This is a genomic window from Labrys sp. E2SS-1L, from assembly GCF_057073705.1.
Window position 1 is genome coordinate 222330 of record NZ_CP172712.1, and the last position, 20467, is coordinate 242796.

The window sequence follows — 20467 nt, forward strand, 5'->3', positions numbered from 1 at the left end:
TTCTTAAAGGAAGCAAACCATGGCCGTGATCGGCAATTCCTACCCCACGCTGGTTGATGTCACCAAGCGGCTCGACCCCAACGGCAAGCCCGCCGTAGTGGCCGAGCTCCTCTCCCAGCTCAACGAACCCCTGCAGGACATTCCCTGGATCGAGGGCAATCTGCCCACCGGGCACAAGACCACGATCCGCACCGGCCTGCCGCAGGCGACCTGGCGGCGCCTCAACTACGGCGTGCCACCGGCCAAGAGCACCACGGCCCAGATCACCGATGTCTGCGGCATGCTGGAAACCTATTCGGTGATCGACAAGGACCTCGCCGATCTAAACGGCAACACCGCCGCCTTCCGCCTGACCGAGGACACCGCCTTCATCGAGGCGATGAACCAGCAATTCGCCCAGGCGCTGTTCTATGAATCGGTGGGCGTCAACCCCGACCGCATCACCGGCCTGTCGCCGCGCTATTCCAGCCTCACCGCCGGCAATGGCGTCAACGTCATCGATGCCGGCGGCACCGGCGCCTCCAACACCTCGATCTGGCTGGTGGTGTGGGGGCCGAACACCCTGCACGGCATCTATCCCAAGGGCACCACGGCCGGGCTCACCCACCAGGACGTCACCACCTCGGCGCCGATCCTCGACCCCAATGGCGGGCGCTACCAGGCCTACCAGACCAAGTATCAGTGGAAGTGCGGGCTGACCGTGCGCGACTGGCGCTATGCCGTGCGCATCGCCAATATCGACACCACCACCGCGGCCGGCGGCCTGCAGTCGGCGACGCCGCCCAACCTCTACCGGCTGATGGTGCGAGCGATCAACAAGATCCCCTCGCTCAAGATGGGCAAGCCCGCCTTCTATGTGAACCGGGCGGTGAAGACCTGGGGCGACATCCAGGCCATGGAAAAATCGACCCTCGCCTTCCAGACGGTGACGGACGCCCAGGGCCAGCCCTTCCTCTCGTTCCGCGGCATCCCGGTGCGGCTGACCGACCAGCTCCTCAACACCGAGGCCCGCGTGGTCTGAGGCCGCCTTCTCCCCTCTCCCGGGTCGGGAGAGGGGCTGGGGGGTGAGGGATATCGCGTACGGGGCGCCCCATTTCCCTCACCCCTACCCTTCCTGCCCTCACCCCTACCCCTCTCCCGACTTGGGAGAGGGGTTTCCTCATTCCCATCATCGGAGCCATGTCCATGATCCTGGACCAGCAACTTCTCATGTCGGACAAGCAGGCGATCACCGCCAGCGCCGTCTCGACCAATACCATCGACCTCACCCAGGCCCGTGATCCCGGCCCTGGCGACAGCCTGGAACTGGTGATCCGCGTCAACGCCGCGCTCACCGGCGGCACCTCCGTGCAGTTCGCCTATGTCACCTCGGCCAATGCGGACCTGTCGTCGCCCAACGTCATCGTGCAGACGCCGGCGATCCCGGCCGCCAGCCTCACCGCCGGCTCGGAATGGCTGCGCGTGCAGGTGCCGGCGCTCTCGCTCGACGCCCAGCGCCAGCGCTATCTCGGCGTGCAGTACACCGTGGCCGGCACCTTCGCCGCCGGTACGGTGACGGCGGGCCTCGTCGCCGACCGCGAGGCGATCGTCAACTACCCCTCCGGCCTGAATGTGGGGGGCTTCTGAAATGGCGCGCTATCTCGTCAAGGCCAAGGCCTATGTCGACGGCCGCATCGTCGAGGCGGATGAGGAAGTCGAACTCGTCGGCAAGGTGCGTGAGGAGGACGAGCATCTCGAGCTCATCCCGGACAAGGCCAATGAGCGCGAGGCCCAGAAGGAGGCCGAGGAAGTCGATGCCGAAATCCGGGCGGAGGCGATCAAGGCCAAGCTCGTCGACGATGCCGGCGCCGCGATCGACGAGGTGACGCCGATCGAGGTCGTGAGCCGCCGGCTCGCCGAATACAAGCAGGCCAACGCCTTCAGGTAAGCCCAGTCCTTCAAACCAAACCGGGCGGCGCGCAATGCTTCATCGACGTGCCGCCCCGACAAGACCGATTTTCGCGGCAGCAATTTTCGTGGCCTGGAGGCCCTCATGTCTGTCAATCTCTCGATCACCGAGATCTGCAATCTCGCGCTCGATTATCTCGACGAGGCGCCGCTGGCCTCCATCGACGACAATTCGGCCGTGGCACGCTGGTTCCGGCGCAATTTCTGGCCGATGGCCTGGAGCCTGATGCGCCGCCACCCCTGGAATTTCGCCATGGCACGCACCGCGCTACCGGCCGCGGCAACGCCGCCCGCCTTCGGCTGGGCCCATGCCTATGACCTGCCGGTCGACTGCCTGCGGGTGATGCCGCTGACGGCTGATGGCAGCGAGAACGCCAAGACCATTCCCCACAAGGTCGAGGGCAGCCAGGTCCTCGCCGACGAACCGGCCCCGCGCCCCGTGCGCTATGTCAGGCGCATCGAGAATACCGGCTTGTTCGACCAGCAATTCACCGACGTGCTCGCCTTGGCCCTGGCCCAGAAGGCGGCGCATTTCATCACCGGCAAGGCCTCCTATGCCGAGTCTCTCGGGCAGAAGACGCAGGCAGCCCTGTCCGAGGCGCAGGCGATCGACGCCCTGGAAGGCACGCCGGATGACCCCGAAGACGATTTCTGGATCGAGGCTCGTTCCTGATGGGCGCTTATGAACTCAAGCCGGTGTTCTCGCGCGGCGAGCTTTCCCCCAAACTGCACAGCCGCGCCGATCTCGAGCATTTCAAGACCGGGCTGAAGGAATGCCAGAACTTCATGGTGATGCGCCAGGGCGGCCTCACCCGCCGCCCCGGCACGCAATTCGTGCAGGAGGTGAAGGATTCCTCGCGCCCCGCCCGCTTCATTCCCTTCATCTTCTCGGCGAGCCAGGCCTATATGCTGGTGTTCAACGCCGGCGTTATCAGGGTCTACACGCTGGGCGGGCGGGTCGGCAGCGTGGAGGTGGCGCATCCCTACGCCGACGCGGACCTGTTCCAGCTCGATTTCGACCAGACCAACGACGTGCTCGACATCACGCACAAGGGATACCAGCCAAGGCGAGTGAAGCGTCAGAGCGACACAAGCTGGACGATTGATGTTGTGCCAGCAAAGGACGGCCCCTACCTGCCGATCAATGACACCGCGACCACACTGACACCCTCAAACACCGGCAATGCCGTACCGATCATGACCAGCGATACGGCGCCGTTCGGCATTTGCTCAGCGTCGAGTTCCGTGGCAGGCTTTGGTGCGTTCCGCGCTTTTGATGGTGACTCCAGTAGTTTCTGGGCAAATACGAACAAGGTAGGTTGGTTGTCCTACCAATTCGCGGCCTCCAAGGTCATCATCGGCTATAGCGTCCAGGCCAGCAACTATTTGAACCCTGGTGACCCCAGCAACAATGGGCCAATGAATGCCCCAAAGTCGTGGACTTTCGAGGGAGCAAACGATGGTTCGACATGGATCGTGCTTGATAGCCAGTTCGCACAAACTGGCTGGAGCAACAACGAAACACGCTCCTATCTGTTTTCAAATACCACCAGCTATCTCTATTATCGGATCAACATCGCCAGCAATAATGCAGGCAGTGAGTTGGACATTGCCTCGCTGCGCATGTTGGAGTTGCCGGCTAATTCCCCCGCGATCGCTATCACCGCATCCGAGGCCACCGGAATCAACAATGACGCCGGGTTCAAGGTTAGTGACGTCGGCCGTTTCATAACGTTACTCGGCTCAGATTCGGTCTATCATCCTTTCCAGATCGTCGGTGTCACGTCGAGCACGGTTATCACGGTAAAGCCCACGGGTGGTCCGCTGCCGTCTGCACGCGGAACTCTGCAATGGCGCTTCGGTGCCTGGGGCGAGACTCCCGGCTGGCCGGCCCATGTCGCCACTTTCGAGCAACGCAAGGTCTATGCCCGCACCGACGCCCAGCCTTCCGGCCTCTGGGCAACCAAAACCGGCGGTTACGGACGCGAGCTGGATTTCTCCGTCTCCGTTCCGGTGAAGGACGACGACGCGATTTCCTTCACCCTTACCGATGTCAATGAAATCCAATGGATCGCCGAGGGCTCGGACCTCCTGATCGGTACCGCCGGCTCCGCCCGCACCATGGGCCGCGACAGCCCCAACCTACCCTTCTCGGCCAATAATTTCCGGCAATCACTTACCTCGGCCTATGCCTCCCAAGCGATCAGGCCAGCCAAGGTTGGGAACTCGACGGTCTTCGTTTCCAGCTTCGGCAAGGCGCTACGGGAGTTTGTCCAGGGTGACAGCGGGATGGGTTATGCGACACCTGATATCTCGGTACTCTCGGATCACCTCTTCGCCTCCGGCGTCGCTGAACTCGCCTATGCGCAAGAACCCGACAGCGTGATTTGGCTGCCCAACGGCAAGGGCGAGCTGATCGGACTGACCTATGAAAAGGACCAGTCCATAGCAGGCATGCATCGCCATCTCATGGGCGGCGACGGCTTCGTCGAGAGTTGCGCCACCATGCCGGGGCAGGGCAGAAACGAAGTATGGCTGATCGTCCGGCGGACGATCGGCGGCGTAATCAGGCGCTCTATCGAGCGTATGGCTGCGCCCTTCGAGGCGGCGACCACGGCGCCCGACAAGGCCTGGTATCTCGACTGCGCCCTGCAATATGGCGGGGGCCCTGCCACCAGCATCACCGGCCTCAGCCATCTCGAGGGCCAGCGCGTCGGAATCCTGGCGGATGGCGCGCGCGAGGCCGATCAGATCGTTACGGACGGCACCGTCTCGCTCGCCTCGGGGCGACCGGCCGAGACGATCACCGTTGGCCTGCCTTACACCTCACGTGTACGCTTAATGCCCTCGCCCGCTTCGGCCGGCGACGGGTCAGGCCTGGGACGGCGCAAGAAGATCATCTCCGCCCGGATCGACTTCCTAGCCACTGGCTCCCTACGCGTCGGCCAGGACGAGGCCACAGCCGAGGAGATCGTACCGCGCCATACCAGCGATGATCTCGGCACCACCGCCCCACTTGCCACCGGCTTCTACGACACCCGGCCACAAACGAGCTGGGGCGACAAGGGCGAACTCGTGCTGACCGTCGACGGTCCGCTGCCGTCGACGATCCGTTCCATCACCCTCAACATCGATCCGGAGCCCTGATCATGTGCCCACCGCTTTTCGCAGCCATCGGAGCCGGATTGGCTTCCGCGGCCTCCGCCGCCGGCTCCGCCATATCCGGCATCGGCCTCGGCACTGCGGCAACCATCGCCGGTACCGGCCTGTCGGCCATCGGCGCCATCCAGCAAGGCAACGCCGCCAAGGCCCAGTCGGATGCCCAGGCCGAGGCCTATCGCCGCCAGGCCCAGATCGAAACGATGACCGGCGAGTACCAAGCCGGCCGCAAACAGGACCAGGTGGACAGCACCATCGGCACGCAAACCGCACTCACGGGCGGCTCCGGCGTCAACCTCGACGGCTCGCCTTCCGACGTCATCGGCTCCACCGCCAGCGAGGGCGCGCTCGACGTCGCCGCCATTCGCTGGAACGCCAGGAACCAGGCCAACAATCTGAACTACCAGGCTAGGCTCGCCAACATCGCCGGCCGGAATGCCCAGACCGGTGGCTATCTCAATGCGACCGGGAGCCTGTTCGGCGGGCTGGGGCGTCTGGGAAAAACAGCTTAACCGCGCCAACGAAGAATCAAATTTGGCGGCAACGAAGACGACCCCGCCATCCCCATGGATCGAATGCCTTTGCCCGAACGATCGGAAGGCCGAGTTTCGTCACTTGAAGCGTGACAATGGCATCACGGCCATCTCTCCAGCCACCAGCGAACTTCGCCTGATCACGCCTAGGTCTGCCCGGGCTTCGTACATGTCGGCCACACGGGACGGTGCCGGAGATCGGCCTGCCGGTTTCGCTTCGCTCCGAGAGGCATTCCCGTTCCGGGCCCTCTTCTTTCGCTCCCCAACTCCATCTCGGCCCCAAAACCTCGCCTCGAAGGCAGCATTCTGTTCGCCGGAGCCCCCCACATGACCATTCCAAGCTATGACAATCGTCGTTCCTATGCGGGCGACGGCAGCACAACCACCTTCGCCTTTCCGCCGCCCTTTACCGCCAACACTGATCTGGTGGTGCAGATTCGGGCAGCAGACGGGACGACTGCCACCAAGGCGCTTGGTGTGGACTATGTGGTCGCCGGCGCCGGCTCTCCTGCAGGCGGCAGCGTAACCATGGCGGCCGCGCCGGCAACAGGCACCACGCTGATCATCTACCGGGACGTGCCGCTCACGCAATCGGTCGACCTGCAAGATGGCGGCCCTTTACCGGCAAATACAATCAATCGCGCGCTCGACCGCATCACCATGTGGGGCCAGCGCCTGAAGGAGCAGGTCGTTACCTTGAGCGCCCTGGCCAGCCAGACAATGGCTGGTCTGATGTCTGCAGCCGACAAAACCAAACTCGACGGCATCCAGCCTGGCGCGCAGGCCAACACAGTGTCTTCCGTCAACGGCTATACCGGCACGGTCGTTCTGGTGAAGGGGGACATCGGCCTTGGCAATGCCGACAACACCTCAGACGTGAACAAACCTCTTTCGACGGCGCAGCAAGCTGCCTTTGATGCCAGGCTGACACGGGCAGGCAATCTCTCTGATCTGACCAATGCAGCCGTTGCGCGCTCAAACCTTGGCGGCGGCGCAACTGGCATCTCCGTCTTTCAGGCCGCCAATACTTCAACGGCTCTCGCGGCGATCGGCGCGTCGGTAACCGGCACCTCGCTAGTCACCGCCGCCAATGCTGCAGCGGCAAGGTCCACGCTCGGCTTGGTTATCGGCACAGATGTGCAAGCCTATGACGCGGATCTGGCAGCCATTTCGGCGATCACTCCATCTCAGGGGGATATCCTCTACTACAATGGTACAGCCTGGGCTCGCCTCGCCGCAGGAACAAGCGGCTGGTTTCTGCGCACAAATGGTACCGGCACAAATCCATCGTGGGTTTCCATTCCAGGCGGCGGTGATCTTCTAGCCTCCAATAATCTCTCGGAACTTACAGCGGCAGCCTCAACAGCCCGAGCAAATATCGGCGCCGCGGGCCTGTCGGGAGCTAACTTCACGGGTCCAGTGATTGTTCCCAACCAGTCTATCGGTACCGCTGACGGTAACGCTGCCAACACTAAATATGTCTTCGACTTCTTCAACTCCGTCTATAATGTAACGGTTGCCCCACTCGCTTCTCCGACATTCACGGGCAATCCAGTCGCGCCGACGCCGTCTGCCGGCGACAGCGATACCAGCATTGCAACGACTGCGTTTGTAAAAGGGGCACTTGGCAACTGCGCTGGTTTCGTCTTTGCAAACGCCAACATCACACTTACAGCCGCCGACCACGGAAAGGCTATTCAGGCCAGCGCCGCTAGTCCATTCAACATAACTCTGCCCGCAGGCGGCGCATGGGGCGCCGGCGTTGCAGGTGCTGCCATTCGTGTGTTCAATCACGGCACAGCAGATGTGACCATTGTCCGGCAGGGCAGCGATTTCATCTATTGCCCGCCGGCTGGGCTTGGAGGGGCCAACACTTCCTTGACGCTCCACCCCGGCGAGGATGTCGAGTTGATCAATCGCGGCGGAACGGAATGGGATGTCTGTAGCGGCAGCTGGCTTGCCTCTAACGCGATAGCCATTCCGCCAAAGGCACTTGCAGGGCTCAACGCCGGCTTTGCCGTCGGTGACATACTCTATGCGGACACAACAACCACACTTGCCAAATTGGCCGGTGTGGCGGGTGGAAATGTGCTTCGCTCCGGCGGTGTGGGAGTGGCCCCCTCATGGGGTAAGGTTGGCCTGTCAACGCATGTGAGCGGGACATTGCCGATCGCGAACGGCGGCACGAATATCACCACTTTTGCAACTGGTGACATGCTTTACGCCAGCGCAGCCAACACGCTCAGTAAGCTCGCCATTGGTTCGACGGGACAGGTACTCGCCATCTCAGGCGGTGTCCCTGCCTGGACATCGAGCAGTTCGACATGGCCTTCTGGCACGATTTACGGCCTGACGCTCTCACAGGCATCAACCACGACCGTTGGTATCGCGGCAGGTGGTTGCGCCAATGAAGATGGCGGCGCTTACAACATGGCACTTGGCTCGGCTATCATAAAGGGGCTTGGAGCTTGGGCTGCAGGCACCGGAAATGGTGGTCTCGATACGGGGTCGATCGCAGCGAGTACCTGGTATCATGTCCACCTGATCCGTAAGGACAATGACGGAACGATCGATGCGCTTCTATCACTCAGCGCTACGGCACCGACAATGCCTGCGGGCTATATCGCACGTCGGCGTATCGGATCGATCCGCACCAACGGCTCGTCGCAGATCACTGCCTTTATTCAGGTAGGCGATGACTTCATTTGGACCGCGCCGGTCATGGACCGGAACGGAAACTCCGCGTCTGGCATAACAACCGTTACACTCTCCGTGCCGTCTGGCATTCGGGTGAAAGCCAGACTCCGCGGCGCAGTACAAACGACAACGAGCAACTATGTCACGATGTCCGTCTATTCGCCGGAAATTGCCGATCAGACGCCGATGTCCGGCGGCGCTGGCTCGGCGAGCCTTGTTCTGCCAGTAACTAGCATGCCAGGTACGAATGGAACGTGGGGCTCTGCTACCTTTGACGTGATGACTAACACATCGGCGCAGGTGCGAATCTCAGTCACATCGTCATCGACGACCGGCGTCGTCGCCCTTCAAACCGATGGCTGGATCGACACGAGAGGAAGGCAATAACACCGCCCTGCACCCAGCCCGAGATGCCACTTCTGGCTCTAATAACAACCCGCTGCTTGGCTACCCAGAAGAACGGCCGCCCAATCATGATTCCGCAATGTATCCCCCCTTACAGACGGTTTCCAGATGACCGCTGGGGCCTGCTAAGGTGCTGACCTGCTCGTGCCAACAACCCAGCGTTTCCAACTGGTGTAGAGGGTTATCGGCTGGTATCGTGCTCTGTGAAATAGAGAACACAATACGCACATGACCGAAGCTGTTTTATGGGGCGGTACCGGCCACTCCCGTGTTCTACGCGAACTTCTGGGCCATCTCGGCATAACAGTAGCCGCAGTTATCGATAATCGAGAAATTGAATCGCCATTTGCTGGCGCCGAAACGCTTCGCGGGATCGAGGGCCTAAGGTCATGGCTGCACAACCGGGCGAAAAGTTCAACAGTGCCCTGTTATGCCCTAGCCATCGGCGGTGGCTACGGTCGGGACCGTCTTGCCATCGCGAGGGATCTCGATGCCCTTGGGCTCAAACATACCTCGCTGGTACATCCGACTGCTATGGTCGCCTCTGATGCCGTTCTCTCAAAGGGTTCCCAAGTTCTGATCGGAGCGGTGGTGGCGACCTGTGTTCGGGTAGGTACGTGCTCGATCATCAACAGCCGCGCCAGCGTTGATCACGATTGCATCATCGGCGATGGGGTCCATATCGGCCCAGGGGCTACGCTCTGTGGTCAGATCGAGGTCGGAGACGGCGTTTTTGTCGGGGCCGGTGCAACGGTGCTGCCAAGGATCAAGATCGGCAGTGATGCCACCATTGGCGCCGGTGCTGTCGTGACCAAAGATGTTCCTCCCGGCATTACAGTCCTTGGTGTACCTGCGCGGCCACAACAGGGTCAATAGCGTAACAACGTGCGCTTGATGATCTTCTTCATCGGATAGACCCGCTTGCCGACATAGAGGCGGTTAGCGGCCTTGATCATCAGTTTCGTGATCGGACTGAAACCACGCTCTTCAACCATAGCATCACAGCATCGCAGGAACTCGCGGCGCAACTTCAAAAGCTCTGGAATTGGCTGGCGTTGGCCTGTTCGGGGGCCATGCGCTTTGGGCGTCACTCTCTGAATGAATTTGGTCTCTGGCGCCGATGTGACCTGCTGGTCGAGGAGCAAGGGATACAGGGTCAGATGATCGGAGGCCCAGGCATAAGGGAAGTCCGTCCAGATCTTCGCAATCAGAGGCCTTAGCGTATCCGTTTTCCAGATACCGTAGTACCAGCCGGCGTGCGACCCGAACATCAGGTTCAGGATGGCTGAAAGGCCATGTCTGGTCGGGATCGAAGGTGCGTAATCTCTCGTTGGTCGGCCGTTAGGGCGCTCGAATTGGATTGTCCCTGTTGCCAGGGCTGCGGTTGGTGTCTGCTTCAGTGCGTCGACGAGCTTCTCAATATAATCGGGCGCTGAGATATCATCATGCGCCCGCCACATAAAATAGGGAGTCGTTGCCTGTTCGAGCGGGGTTATGAAGTTCTTTACAGCACCGACATTCTCGGGCCTGCGGGTATATTTGATACGGCTGTCGAGCGCGGCGAAACGCTCGGCGATTACCTGTGTTCCATCCGTCGACGCGTTATCGAAAAGCAGGATTTCGATGTCTCGAAACGTCTGCCCAAGCAGGCATGCCAGACACTCCTCGAGCTGGTCCTCACCGTTGTAGACCGGAACGCCAATCGTAACCTCAGCCACGTGCTCTCCTGCTCTGCGAAATCCAATCGCTCCACTACCGCGCGGAAGAACAGCATCCAAGCAGATTCGGGCAAATTGTTCCCTCGGGCACTAAATCAACAGGTCCGCACGTCAGAGCTTCCCTCTCCCCGTCGCACGATTGAAGGCCGTAGGAATCCTCTTTTTGCGTTGCAGCTGCCAGATCGAGATACCGAACCGAATTGCAAAATTGCGGATAAGGATGAAGTCTTTGGCTTGGATCAGGTCGTCAAAGACACGCTTGCAGTCCCAGACGCCGAGCGTGTCATGGAGAACCATGTACCCGCCGACCTTCAGCAATTCCTTGGTCAGGTAGATGTCCTTGCGCAAACCGTGATAGGTATGATCGCCGTCGACAAAGGCGAAATCTATCTTGTTTTCGTATTTCAGCAGACGCTTGCGAACCTCCGGAGCATGTGAATCTGAAATGATCTCCTCGATGAGGTCGCTGTTCAGATCCTTCTTGATGCGCGCCCAATGCGGGAACACAGGATGTGTGCCGACGTCGACCACGATGGTCTTGTCGGCCGAGTAATAATCCCGCAGGAACTTGGTCTGGCCACCCGAAGCGATGCCGATATCCATGCTGTATTCGGCCGGCTTCACCTTGGTCGCCATGTAGTGGACGAACGAACCGAACTCTTCAGGATCCTGTTGGAGAAAGAGGCCATTTTCGCGCGGTGGATAGCCGAAGAAAGTCTCGTCGGTGGAGCCTGCTTCTTCGACGGCCTGAATAATGTTCTCTCGGCTGCCGGCCGGTTTCGTCGCGCGCATTGACTTCTCCCCTCATGCGCGGGCGACGCTAGCCTGCCGTCACATTGAAGACAAGCTCGTCTGATTTCATCCTAAGGTAGGTATGGTGGAACAGGTACACCCGTTATATACCCCACTGGGGCGCTCAGGATTTTCAGACATCAATGCCACGCATTACTGTAATATTCTTGTGGCGAAAACTGAACGATCCAAGATATGTTTGCGCATTCTTTAGAAGCCTGAAAGCCTATCCGGCCGGCGAAGAGTATGACTTGGTAGTTGCCGCAAAAGGATACGGATCCGACGAGCCAATTGCTTATGCAAATGTGCTGTCCTCGCTGCCCTGTTCTAGCTTTAGAACTATGCGCTTCCCCGACGAAATACCTCCAACGGCGGTCATCCGGGAAGCCGCGGCCTCCTGCGGGACAGAGTTTGTTCTCCCATTGACATCGTGGAGCAGAATTCTCGCTCCAAATTGGCTGTCTCGTTATCTCTCGGCGTTTGACGCTATCACGGATTGTGGGATCGTCGGCGCAAGCGGCGGGTACGAATGCCTCAACGATGACACACCATTCCCCAATGTGGGAATTCGGTCCAATGCCTTCATGATCAGGACCGAGATCTTCAACTCACTCGATGCCGGCCCTCAGGTCACGATATTCGATGGCAGCAACTTCGAGGCCGGCCCCAACGGCATGACGAAACAGATTGTCGCCAAGGGGCTGCGACCCGTCGTTGTCGACCGCTTCGGTGGACGGTGGCTGCCCGAGGATTGGCCGAAGAGCCAGACCTTCCGGCTTGCCGAACAAGAAGGGCTCCTGATCGCCGATAATCGTACTATCCAATATACTTGCGGCAGTAAGCGAAAACGTGACCGTTTGGTCAAGCGATGCTGGGGAACCGATGCACGCTCAGTCCCGGGATCGCCATGGCGCAAGTTTGTCGCATGGCTGAAATGGCATTACCCCCGCGGGCCTGTCGATATGATTCCAGATGTTTGGGACGAGGTAACCTCGTTTATTCGCAAAGCAATGGGAAAGCCACCTATTTCGTCCAAAAAGGCCTTTCCTAGCTAAAATTCGGCCGCCACCGTCAGACATTTCAGAGCATCTTGAATGAAATTTCTAGAAACGCCGTGGGCTTTCTAGGTCTTATCTCGCGATAAACTTCGTACTATCTCTAAGAAATTTTATCATTATATCTTGATATATACAAATAATACGTAGAATTTAAGAGTAAAAATAAGATTAATCGAGTCACCTTTACTCCAGAATACACGTTTCAAAGGGAGCGGCGCCTTGTTTGACCGCGAGCTATCCGGCTCAGTTCCGCACTTTTGGGCCCTTCGTCTCGCGTCCTGCTGGTCCTTATAAGAAACCACCTATAGGTCGGATGGCGGCTCCAACAACACAGCATCGCAATCGATGAACTGATCACAGGCTCCCTCCAGCGAGCCCTTATTTCTCTATCCATGGAGCAGTCACCATGAGCGACTCCCTCGCGCAAACCATCACGCTCGTCTTCGGCTCGGAGGGGGGGTATGTGAATCATCCGCGTGATCCAGGCGGCGCCACGAAATATGGGATTACAGCTGCCACTCTGGGTGCTGCGCGCCGGCTTGGCCGCAAGGCCACGCCGGAGGAGGTCAAGCGTCTGACGCTGGCGGAAGCGGCCCGGATCCTGGACAGGCAGTATGCGCAGCCCTTGCGCTATCGGGAACTGCCGGCTGGTCTGGACTATGCTTTGTTCGACTATGCCGTGAATTCCGGCCCGGCCCAGGCCGTGAAGACGCTCCAGCGCCTTCTCGCGGTCGAGGTAGACGGCATTCTGGGCGTCAAGACGCTCGAGGCCATCCGCAGACATGAGGTGACCGACCTCATCGACGAACTGCAGGACGCCCGCCTGCGGTTCCTGCGCGGCCTCAAGACCTGGCCGGCCTTCGGCAAGGGCTGGAACGCCCGCACGACTCGTGTGCGGGAAGCCGCTCTCCTTATGGCCAATGGAGTCGCCACCGCTATTCCTCCACCGCCAGTCGGCCTGGAGACCGCCACGCCCGCTGACGCCAGGATCTCCTCGACCATCGTCGGCAAGGGTACCATTGCAGCCACGATCGGCACGGCCAGTGCCACGATCGGCGCGGCCAAGGATGCATTGCAGCCGATCACCGGCAATGGTGGCGTGGTCGATATCGTCTTCGCCCTGCTGGTTGCTGGCGGCAGCGCCGCAGCGATCGTGGGCCTCGCCATCATCGCCTATCGGCAGGCAAAATATCGCGAGGCGGCGACATGATCGCTACCGCCCTCACCTTGCTCCGTCTCATCCCCGTCCGCGGCTGGTTGACCATCGCAGCAATCGTCGCTGCGTTGGCCGGTGCCCTCCACTTCCGCCAGCACTTCATCAACCAGGGCGCCATTGACGCCACCGCCAAGATCGAAAGGGCGAACGATGCAGCCAAAGACCGCTTCAACGATGCGAGCGACCAGGTCAATCGCTGTTATGCCGCTGGTGGCGATTGGGATCGCTTTGAGCGGGTGTGCAAGCGTTCCGGTCGATAGACCATGCGGCGTCATCACCGATAGCCTGCGGTACGTGCAGGCCACTTCGCGCGATGGCAACCGCCGCCTCGCGGTCCATTACGAAGGCGGCAGAGCGGCGGGGTGCTGGTCATGACCATGCCAAGCGAGACGGAACATTGGGCAGTGGACAAGAAAATTCCCGTTGCTCTGGTGATCACACTCCTGGTCCAGACGGCGGGCGTCGTCTGGTGGTCGAGCCAGCTCAACAGCCGCGTCACCGTCATGGAGGAGCGCAGCCTCAAGCTCGAGCTCGAAATCGGCAAGCTGAAGGACAGTAGCTCCGATGCTCGCGAGCGTTTCGCCAAGGCAGAGACCACGATGCAGGCCTTCGTCGAGACCACCCGACGCATCGAGGCCAAACTCGATCGTCTCATTGATGACAAGCAGCCCAGCCGTGCATACGGGCCAAGGTAACCCTCAGCCGTTTTTGGCGACCTCCCAGTTCATCCCCTGAGGACAAGCCTGGAATCGGCTGTGCCATCTTTTGTGCCGTAGCTAACCGTTGCCATATGCGGCGCTCTCGCTTCGCGCGTATCGGCCACAAAGGTGACGGCGTTGATTCTGCTGGAGAAATTTGGCGTCCCGGAAGGGATTCGAACCCCTGACCTACGGTTTAGGAAACCGTTGCTCTATCCTGCTGAGCTACCGGGACAGCCTGGGCGCCACGAAAACCCGTTCGTATGGAAAAGGTCAAGCCCTTTCCGTGTCATTCGGCCTTGTTTGTGCTCGAAGAGAGCCCGATCAGGGCGCCCAGAGCGAATGCGCTCCTCCCCGGACCTCATTTCTCGCCGGTCTTTCAACCGCGTTCCGGCTCCAACACCGCCAAAGCCGACCAGCCAAAATCGAGCAGCGGCAAAGCGTCTTCGATCAAGCCCGTGCAGGCATCGACGAGCTCGGGGGTGCGGATCAGCGCGTCCGGCAGAGGCCTCCTCACCACGATCGACTTCAACTTCAGGGCGGCGACGAGATCGGCATCCTCGATGCCGGCGGCTTCGCGCGGCGGACGCTTGAGGCTCCATTGCGGATCGAAGGCGAGCCCCGCGGTTGCAAGCCTGGCTGTCATGGCGCGGAAGCGCTCGGGGGTGGCGGTGATCGCCTGGCGGAAGGCGGCAAGCTGCTTCGGCTCGAGGTCGTAGAAGCCGACGGCGGCAAAGCAGCCTTCGGGCGAGATGTGGAAATAGGTGAGACCCGGGTCATTCTTGGCCCCCGAGCGGGTCATCACCGCGCCGGCATGGGTCTTGTAGGGGCGCTTATCCTTGGCGAAGCGCACGTCCCGATGGATGCGGAAGAGCGCGCTCTTCGGCGTACCGCGCATCGGCAGCCCCTTGGTGATGCAGGCTGCGTTGACAGCCTCGATCAGGGCCGAAAAGGGCGCCAGCACGTCGCTGTCATAGAGGCCGCGATTCTCCTGGAACCAGTCGCGATTCATGTGAAATTCGAGCGCCTTGAAGAAAGGCAGCGCCTTCTCGCCGAAGCCGGTGAAGGAAGCGGGCATGGGCAATCCTTGGAGTGCGAACATCACCCCTTCCTATCGCGGAAGGCCTGATGTTTCCAAGAGAGGGGCTGATATCACGACATGAGGCATGTCGCCGTGATCACCCCCTCCGGCGCCGACGCTCACGGCCCCCGCCCCCCTCTCCATCGCCGCTGCCACGCTTGAAGGTGACGCCGAGCGCGGCCTCCAGATGGGGGAACGGGTCGGATTTGTGCGGGATCGCCATGGCACCGACGAAATGGGCCTGGAAGGAGGGCTCGATGGCGGTCTCCACCTTCTCGATGCGCCGCACCACATCCTCGATCTCCGTGCGAGCCGAGGCATTGAGCAGAGCGATGCGGGCACCCGTGCCGGCAGCATTGCCGGCCGAGCCGACCTTGTCGAGTTCGCAATCAGGCACCAGACCAAGGATCATGGCATGCTTGACGTCGATGTGGCTGCCAAAGGCGCCGGCCAGGGTGATGCGATCGACCGCGGCAACGCCGTAGCGATCCATCAGGAGGCGCACGCCGGCATAGAGCGCGGCCTTGCCGAGCTGGATGGCACGCACGTCGTTCTGGGTGATGGCGATGCGCGGCTCGCCCTCGCGGATGAGATATTTGAAGGTGCGCCCATCCTCTTCGATACGCGGCGAGCGGGCCGCCATGGCACCGTCGACCACGCCATCGGGCGTGATCAGGCCCGCCAGCAGCATCTCGGCGATCGCCTCGATAATGCCCGAACCGCAGATGCCGGTAACGCCGGTGCGAATCACCGCCTTGTCGAAGCCCGGCTCGTCCGACCACAGATCCGAGCCGATCACCTTGTAGCGTGGTTCCAGCGTAACAGGGTCGATGCGCACGCGCTCGATGGCGCCGGGGGCGGCACGCTGGCCTGAAGAGATCTGGCCGCCCTCGAAGGCCGGGCCCGTGGGCGAGGAGCAGGCGAGCAGGCGTTCGCGATTGCCCAGCACGATCTCGGCATTGGTGCCGACATCGACCACCAGCGACACTTCCGGCCTGAGATAGGGCCCTTCCGAAAGCACGACGCCGGCGGTATCGGCGCCGACATGACCAGCGATGCAGGGCAGCACATAGACATAGGCGCCGCTCGAGAGTGGCAGGTTGAGATGGGCCGCCCGTGTCTGGTAGGCGCCATCGATGGTAAGCGCAAAGGGCGCACCGCCGAGCTCGGTCGGATCGAGGCCGAGGAAGAGATGATGCATGATCGGGTTGGCGACCACGGTCATCTCGAGAATATCGTTGGAGTTGAGGCCGACCTCCTTGGTGACGGACACGGCGAGCTCGGCGATTGCTTCGCGCACCGCCGTGGTCAGCTCGACATCGCCGCCCGGATTCATCATCACATAGGAGACGCGGCTCATCACGTCCTCGCCGAAGCGAATCTGCGGGTTCATGACGCCCGAGGATGCCAACACCTCGCCGCTGGCAAGATCGCACAGATGCGCGGCGATGGTGGTGGAGCCGATGTCGACGGCCAGCCCCACGCCCTGCTCATGCAGGCCGGGCCAGATGCCGACGATCTCGCGCTTGTGCCTGATGGCGACCGTCACCGACCACTGGCCCTGGCGCAGCGACCATTGCAGCAGGCGCAGCGATTCCAACGGCGCGGTGACGTCCTTGAGGCCCCATTGCTGCTCCAGCGCCTCCTGCAGGCGGCGGAAATCGGAAGAGGGCTCGTGCATGTCGGGCTCGCGCACTTCGACATAATGCAGCGCTACCACCGGCTCGATGGCGATGTCTCGGATCGCGGCGCTCTTGCGTACGACCTGGCGATGCACCTGGCTATCGGGCGGTACGTCGATGACGACGTCGCTGCACAATTTGGCCTGGCAGCCGAGGCGCCGGCCCTCGGCGAGCGGGCCGCGCTTGGAGACGTAGCGCTCCTCCACTGCGTTCCATTCGGTGACGTGGTCGGGCGCCGAGACGATGCCGAGCTTGGGGAATTTGCCGTCACCGACCTCGACCTGGCAGCGCCCGCAAATGCCGCGCCCGCCACAGACCGAATCGAGGTCGACGCCGAGCTTGCGGGCCGCCTCGAGGACGGAGGTACCTTCGGGAAAACGGCCGCGCTTGCCGGAGGGTGCGAAGAAGACGAGCGGATTGGTCATTGACGGGGGCCTTGCCATGAGACCCCCCTCTCCCGAGTCGGGAGAGGGGCTGGGGTGAGGGTCTAGCCTCAACCCTTTAAGTATTCGTCATGGTCCGTGCTGCAAGCCGGATGGACGAAGCTTGGGCTGGGGATCCCTTGCACCCGGCCCGGGGAGGGGATTTGCGCCTTACCCGCGCGCGCGGCGGCGCTCACGCCGGCCGGCGCCGGCGCCTTCTGCGGCCTCCGGCTGCGGCTCGCGGAACTTCTTGATCCAGCTCATGCAGTTGGGATCGTGGCCCATCACGACGTCAGCGCCGAGAATGGCCTGGATGTCCTCCAGATGCAGCGGGTTCATGATCGCCGAGGTCATGCCGGCGCCGATCATCATCGGCAGGAAGGACGCATTGAGGCCACGGCGGTTCGGCAGGCCGAAGGAGAAGTTGGAGGCCCCGCAGGTGGTGTTGACCTTCAGCTCGGTCTGTAGGCGGCGCAGGAGGTGCATCAGCTTGCGGCCGGCATCGTTGATAGCGCCCACCGGCATCACCAGCGGGTCGACCACGATATCCTCGCGCGAGATGCCGTAATCGGCGGCACGCTCGACGATCTTCTTGGCGACCTCGTAGCGCACGTCAGGATCCTCGGAGATGCCGGTCTCGTCGTTCGAAATGGCGACGACGGCTGCATTGTATTTCTTAACCAGCGGCAGCACGCGCTCGAGGCGCTCTTCCTCGCCGGTGACGGAATTGACCAGCGGCTTGCCCTTGTAGACGGAAAGGCCGGCTTCCAGCGCCTCGACGATGGAGCTATCGATCGAGAGCGGCACCGGCACGGTATCCTGCACCAGCTTGACGCATTCAGCCAGGATCTTCGGCTCGTCGGCCAGCGGGATGCCGGCATTCACGTCCAGCATCTGGGCACCGGCCTCGACCTGGGCGATCGCGTCGGAGACGACACGCGAATAGTCGCCGGCCGCCATCTCCGCGGCGAGCAGCTTGCGGCCCGTCGGGTTGATGCGTTCGCCGATCATGACGAAGCGCTTGTCGAAGCCCAGCACGACCTTTTGCTTTTCCGAAGTAATAACCGTTTCGGTCATGGTCTTTCCGTTCCGCCTTGGAGAGAAGTCACCTGCTAATTAAGGTCGCAACCGAGCCAGCCGCTAGCCTGCAAACGACAGGATTTGGCGGCCCTGACGAGGCTGATGGCGGCCATACGACAGGCCTCACCGGCGACAGGCTTCATTGCTTGCCATGCGGACGACCGAAATCGGGAGCAGCGGTCTCCTGCCCCTGGTCGATGATCGAACGGCGCACCGCCCGGGTGCGTGTGAACAGGTCGAACAATTTGTCGCCTTCCCCCCAGCGGATCGCCCGCTGCAGATAAGCCAGATCCTCCGAGAATCGGCCAAGCACTTCCAGCACAGCCTTCTTGTTGTTGAGGAAGACATCGCGCCACATGGTGGGGTCGGAGGCAGCGATGCGCGTGAAGTCGCGGAAGCCGCCGGCGGAGAACTTGATCACCTCCGACTGCGTAACCGCCTCCAGATCGTCGGCGGTGCCGACGATATTGTAGGCGATGAGATGCGGAACATGGCTGGTGACAGCGAGCACCAAATCGTGGTGCTCGGGCGTCATGCACTCGACCCTGGAACCCAGCCTCTCCCAGAAGGCGCGATAGCGCGCCAGAGCCTCGGCATCGATGTCCTCGGCCGGCGTGAAGATGCACCAGCGGTTCTCGAACAATTCGGCAAAGCCGGCATCAGGTCCCGAATGCTCGGTGCCGGCCACGGGATGGGCGGGGATGAAATGTACGCCCACCGGCAGGAAGGGTGACATCTGTGCCACCACGGCGCCCTTGACCGAGCCGGTGTCGGAGATGATGGCGCCTTGCTTGAGATGCGGGGCAATGATCTCGGTCACCACGCCGAAGGCGCCCGAGGGCACGCAGAGGATGACGCAGTCGGCGTCCGTGACTGCGGCGCCGAAATCCGTGGTAGCGACATCGGCGATGCCGAGTTCTTCGACACGCCCGATCACCTTTTGCGAAAGGTCCGCCGCCACCAGCGTCCGGGCAAGTCCGTAGCCGCGTGCCGCCCGCAGGATAGAGGAGCCGATCAGGCCGATTCCGATCACGCAGAGCCGGTCGAAGAGAAAGGAAGCGTCAGACATGGGAACCTTGGAAATTTTCACCTTCTGTGCACGATGAGGCCTAGGAAGGCAAATCCTGCCTGATACGGCGGCCCTTACTGGCCCTCGAACCTGGACTTTCGAAATGAAAAGCGACGCGGCCGGAAACGGCCGCGTCGCTTTTTTTCGTGTCATCAGTGATTGAAAAGCCGGCAGAAAGCCCGCTGTCCCGGGAAGGTCAGCCTCTGTTCGGGATCTCCAGCCCGCGCTGCACGGCGGGGCGGGCAAGGCCGCGTTCGAGCCAGGCCGGCACGCGCTTCAAGCTCGCATAGTCGACGAGCTCGCCAGCGCCATAGAAGCCGACGAGGTTGCGCACCCAGCCAAGCGTGGCAATGTCGGCGATGGTGTAGTCGGCGCCCATCAACCAGTCGCGCCCTTCCAGGCGGGTTTCGAGCACACCGAGCAGACGCTTGGATTCGCCGACATAGCGTTGCAATGGGCGCTTGTCCTCGATCTCGCGGCCCGCAAATTTATGGAAGAAGCCGACCTGGCCGAACATTGGCCCGATCGCCGCCATCTGGAAGAACACCCATTGGATGGTCTCGTAGCGGGCAGCGGCATCGGCGGGCAGGAACTTGCCGGTCTTCTCGGCGAGATAGAGCAGGATGGCGCCGGATTCGAACAGGCCGAGCGGCTTGCCGCCCGGGCCATGGGGATCGATGATCGCCGGGATCTTGCCATTGGGATTGAGCGACAGGAATTCGGGCCCCCAGGTCTCGTTCTTGCCGATGTCGATGAGATGCGGCTCATAGGCGAGCCCGGTCTCCTCCAGCATGATCGATACTTTCACGCCATTGGGCGTAGGCAGCGAGTAAAGTTGGACCCGATCCGGATGCTGGGCCGGCCAGCGCTTGGTGATCGGAAAGGCGGAAAGATCAGACATAAAGCCTCC

General features: G+C 61.4%; 19 protein-coding genes and 1 tRNA gene. 12 read left to right on the forward strand and 8 right to left on the reverse strand.

Going from position 1 to position 20467, the window contains the following annotated elements; translation table 11 throughout:
• Positions 1–19: 19 nt before the first annotated feature.
• From ACIGJE_RS01035 to ACIGJE_RS01070, 8 genes are all read left to right on the forward strand, one after another.
• On the forward strand, positions 20–1021 hold the full coding sequence (locus ACIGJE_RS01035; protein WP_149252452.1) for a major capsid protein: 1002 nt from the start codon (positions 20–22) through the stop codon (positions 1019–1021).
• Positions 1022–1179: 158 nt separating this feature from the next.
• The gene (locus ACIGJE_RS01040; protein WP_415086325.1) at positions 1180–1626 is read left to right on the forward strand and encodes a Bbp16 family capsid cement protein; all 447 of its coding nucleotides are present in this window, start codon (positions 1180–1182) and stop codon (positions 1624–1626) included.
• A 1-nt stretch (position 1627) separates the two neighbouring features.
• Positions 1628–1927, forward strand: coding sequence for a hypothetical protein (locus ACIGJE_RS01045; RefSeq protein ID WP_311944060.1), 300 nt, complete (start codon positions 1628–1630; stop codon positions 1925–1927).
• Positions 1928–2032: 105 nt separating this feature from the next.
• Positions 2033–2620 carry a phage connector family protein gene (locus tag ACIGJE_RS01050; protein WP_367626466.1) on the forward strand — a complete coding sequence of 196 codons (588 nt, stop codon included), beginning with the start codon at positions 2033–2035 and terminating at the stop codon, positions 2618–2620.
• Positions 2620–5094 (forward strand): phage tail protein, encoded by a 2475-nt coding sequence (locus ACIGJE_RS01055; protein ID WP_483679106.1) that lies wholly within the window; start codon positions 2620–2622, stop codon positions 5092–5094. Before ACIGJE_RS01050 ends, ACIGJE_RS01055 begins: the two co-directional genes overlap by 1 nt.
• A gap of 2 nt (positions 5095–5096) precedes the next feature.
• Positions 5097–5618, forward strand: a complete 522-nt coding sequence (locus ACIGJE_RS01060; protein ID WP_483679107.1) for a hypothetical protein — start codon at positions 5097–5099, stop codon at positions 5616–5618.
• 348 nt (positions 5619–5966) lie between these two features.
• Positions 5967–8723 (forward strand): hypothetical protein, encoded by a 2757-nt coding sequence (locus tag ACIGJE_RS01065; RefSeq protein WP_483679108.1) that lies wholly within the window; start codon positions 5967–5969, stop codon positions 8721–8723.
• A gap of 246 nt (positions 8724–8969) precedes the next feature.
• On the forward strand, positions 8970–9617 hold the full coding sequence (locus ACIGJE_RS01070; protein WP_394315215.1) for an acetyltransferase: 648 nt from the start codon (positions 8970–8972) through the stop codon (positions 9615–9617).
• Here the strand turns inward: ACIGJE_RS01070 and ACIGJE_RS01075 are convergent.
• Together ACIGJE_RS01075 and ACIGJE_RS01080 are read right to left on the reverse strand one after the other, a co-directional pair.
• A complete protein-coding gene (locus ACIGJE_RS01075; protein ID WP_394315216.1) occupies positions 9611–10459 on the reverse strand; it encodes a glycosyltransferase family 2 protein in 849 nt (282 codons plus the stop codon). The two genes, ACIGJE_RS01070 and ACIGJE_RS01075, sit on opposite strands and share 7 nt — an antisense overlap.
• Before the next feature lie 111 nt (positions 10460–10570).
• Positions 10571–11251 carry a class I SAM-dependent methyltransferase gene (locus ACIGJE_RS01080; RefSeq protein WP_394315217.1) on the reverse strand — a complete coding sequence of 227 codons (681 nt, stop codon included), beginning with the start codon at positions 11249–11251 and terminating at the stop codon, positions 10571–10573.
• Positions 11252–11394: 143 nt separating this feature from the next.
• Here ACIGJE_RS01080 and ACIGJE_RS01085 point away from each other — a divergent pair, with 143 nt between their 5' ends.
• The 4 genes from ACIGJE_RS01085 to ACIGJE_RS01100 all read left to right on the forward strand — a co-directional run bounded on the left by ACIGJE_RS01085 (position 11395) and on the right by ACIGJE_RS01100 (position 14220).
• On the forward strand, positions 11395–12306 hold the full coding sequence (locus ACIGJE_RS01085; protein ID WP_415086319.1) for a hypothetical protein: 912 nt from the start codon (positions 11395–11397) through the stop codon (positions 12304–12306).
• A 409-nt stretch (positions 12307–12715) separates the two neighbouring features.
• Positions 12716–13519 (forward strand): glycoside hydrolase family 108 protein, encoded by an 804-nt coding sequence (locus ACIGJE_RS01090; RefSeq protein WP_415086317.1) that lies wholly within the window; start codon positions 12716–12718, stop codon positions 13517–13519.
• Positions 13516–13785 carry a hypothetical protein gene (locus tag ACIGJE_RS01095; RefSeq protein ID WP_311944048.1) on the forward strand — a complete coding sequence of 90 codons (270 nt, stop codon included), beginning with the start codon at positions 13516–13518 and terminating at the stop codon, positions 13783–13785. The genes ACIGJE_RS01090 and ACIGJE_RS01095 overlap by 4 nt, the downstream gene beginning before the upstream one ends.
• Before the next feature lie 111 nt (positions 13786–13896).
• Positions 13897–14220 (forward strand): hypothetical protein, encoded by a 324-nt coding sequence (locus ACIGJE_RS01100; protein ID WP_367626458.1) that lies wholly within the window; start codon positions 13897–13899, stop codon positions 14218–14220.
• Positions 14221–14381: 161 nt separating this feature from the next.
• Here the strand turns inward: ACIGJE_RS01100 and ACIGJE_RS01105 are convergent.
• The 6 genes from ACIGJE_RS01105 to ACIGJE_RS01130 form a co-directional block, all read right to left on the reverse strand.
• Positions 14382–14458: transfer RNA gene (locus ACIGJE_RS01105), tRNA-Arg, on the reverse strand.
• Positions 14459–14602: 144 nt separating this feature from the next.
• Positions 14603–15325, reverse strand: a complete 723-nt coding sequence (locus ACIGJE_RS01110; protein ID WP_367626457.1) for a TIGR02453 family protein — start codon at positions 15323–15325, stop codon at positions 14603–14605.
• Between the two features lie 76 nt (positions 15326–15401).
• Complete coding sequence (locus tag ACIGJE_RS01115) at positions 15402–17411, reverse strand: ASKHA domain-containing protein (protein WP_483679109.1); 2010 nt, start codon at positions 17409–17411, stop codon at positions 15402–15404.
• 168 nt (positions 17412–17579) lie between these two features.
• Positions 17580–18485 (reverse strand): methyltetrahydrofolate cobalamin methyltransferase, encoded by a 906-nt coding sequence (locus tag ACIGJE_RS01120; protein WP_415086312.1) that lies wholly within the window; start codon positions 18483–18485, stop codon positions 17580–17582.
• Between the two features lie 142 nt (positions 18486–18627).
• Positions 18628–19557 carry a prephenate/arogenate dehydrogenase family protein gene (locus ACIGJE_RS01125; protein WP_415086310.1) on the reverse strand — a complete coding sequence of 310 codons (930 nt, stop codon included), beginning with the start codon at positions 19555–19557 and terminating at the stop codon, positions 18628–18630.
• 196 nt (positions 19558–19753) lie between these two features.
• Positions 19754–20458: a glutathione S-transferase N-terminal domain-containing protein gene (locus ACIGJE_RS01130; protein ID WP_311932788.1), complete on the reverse strand. Its 705-nt coding sequence runs from the start codon at positions 20456–20458 to the stop codon at positions 19754–19756.
• Positions 20459–20467 lie beyond the last annotated feature (9 nt).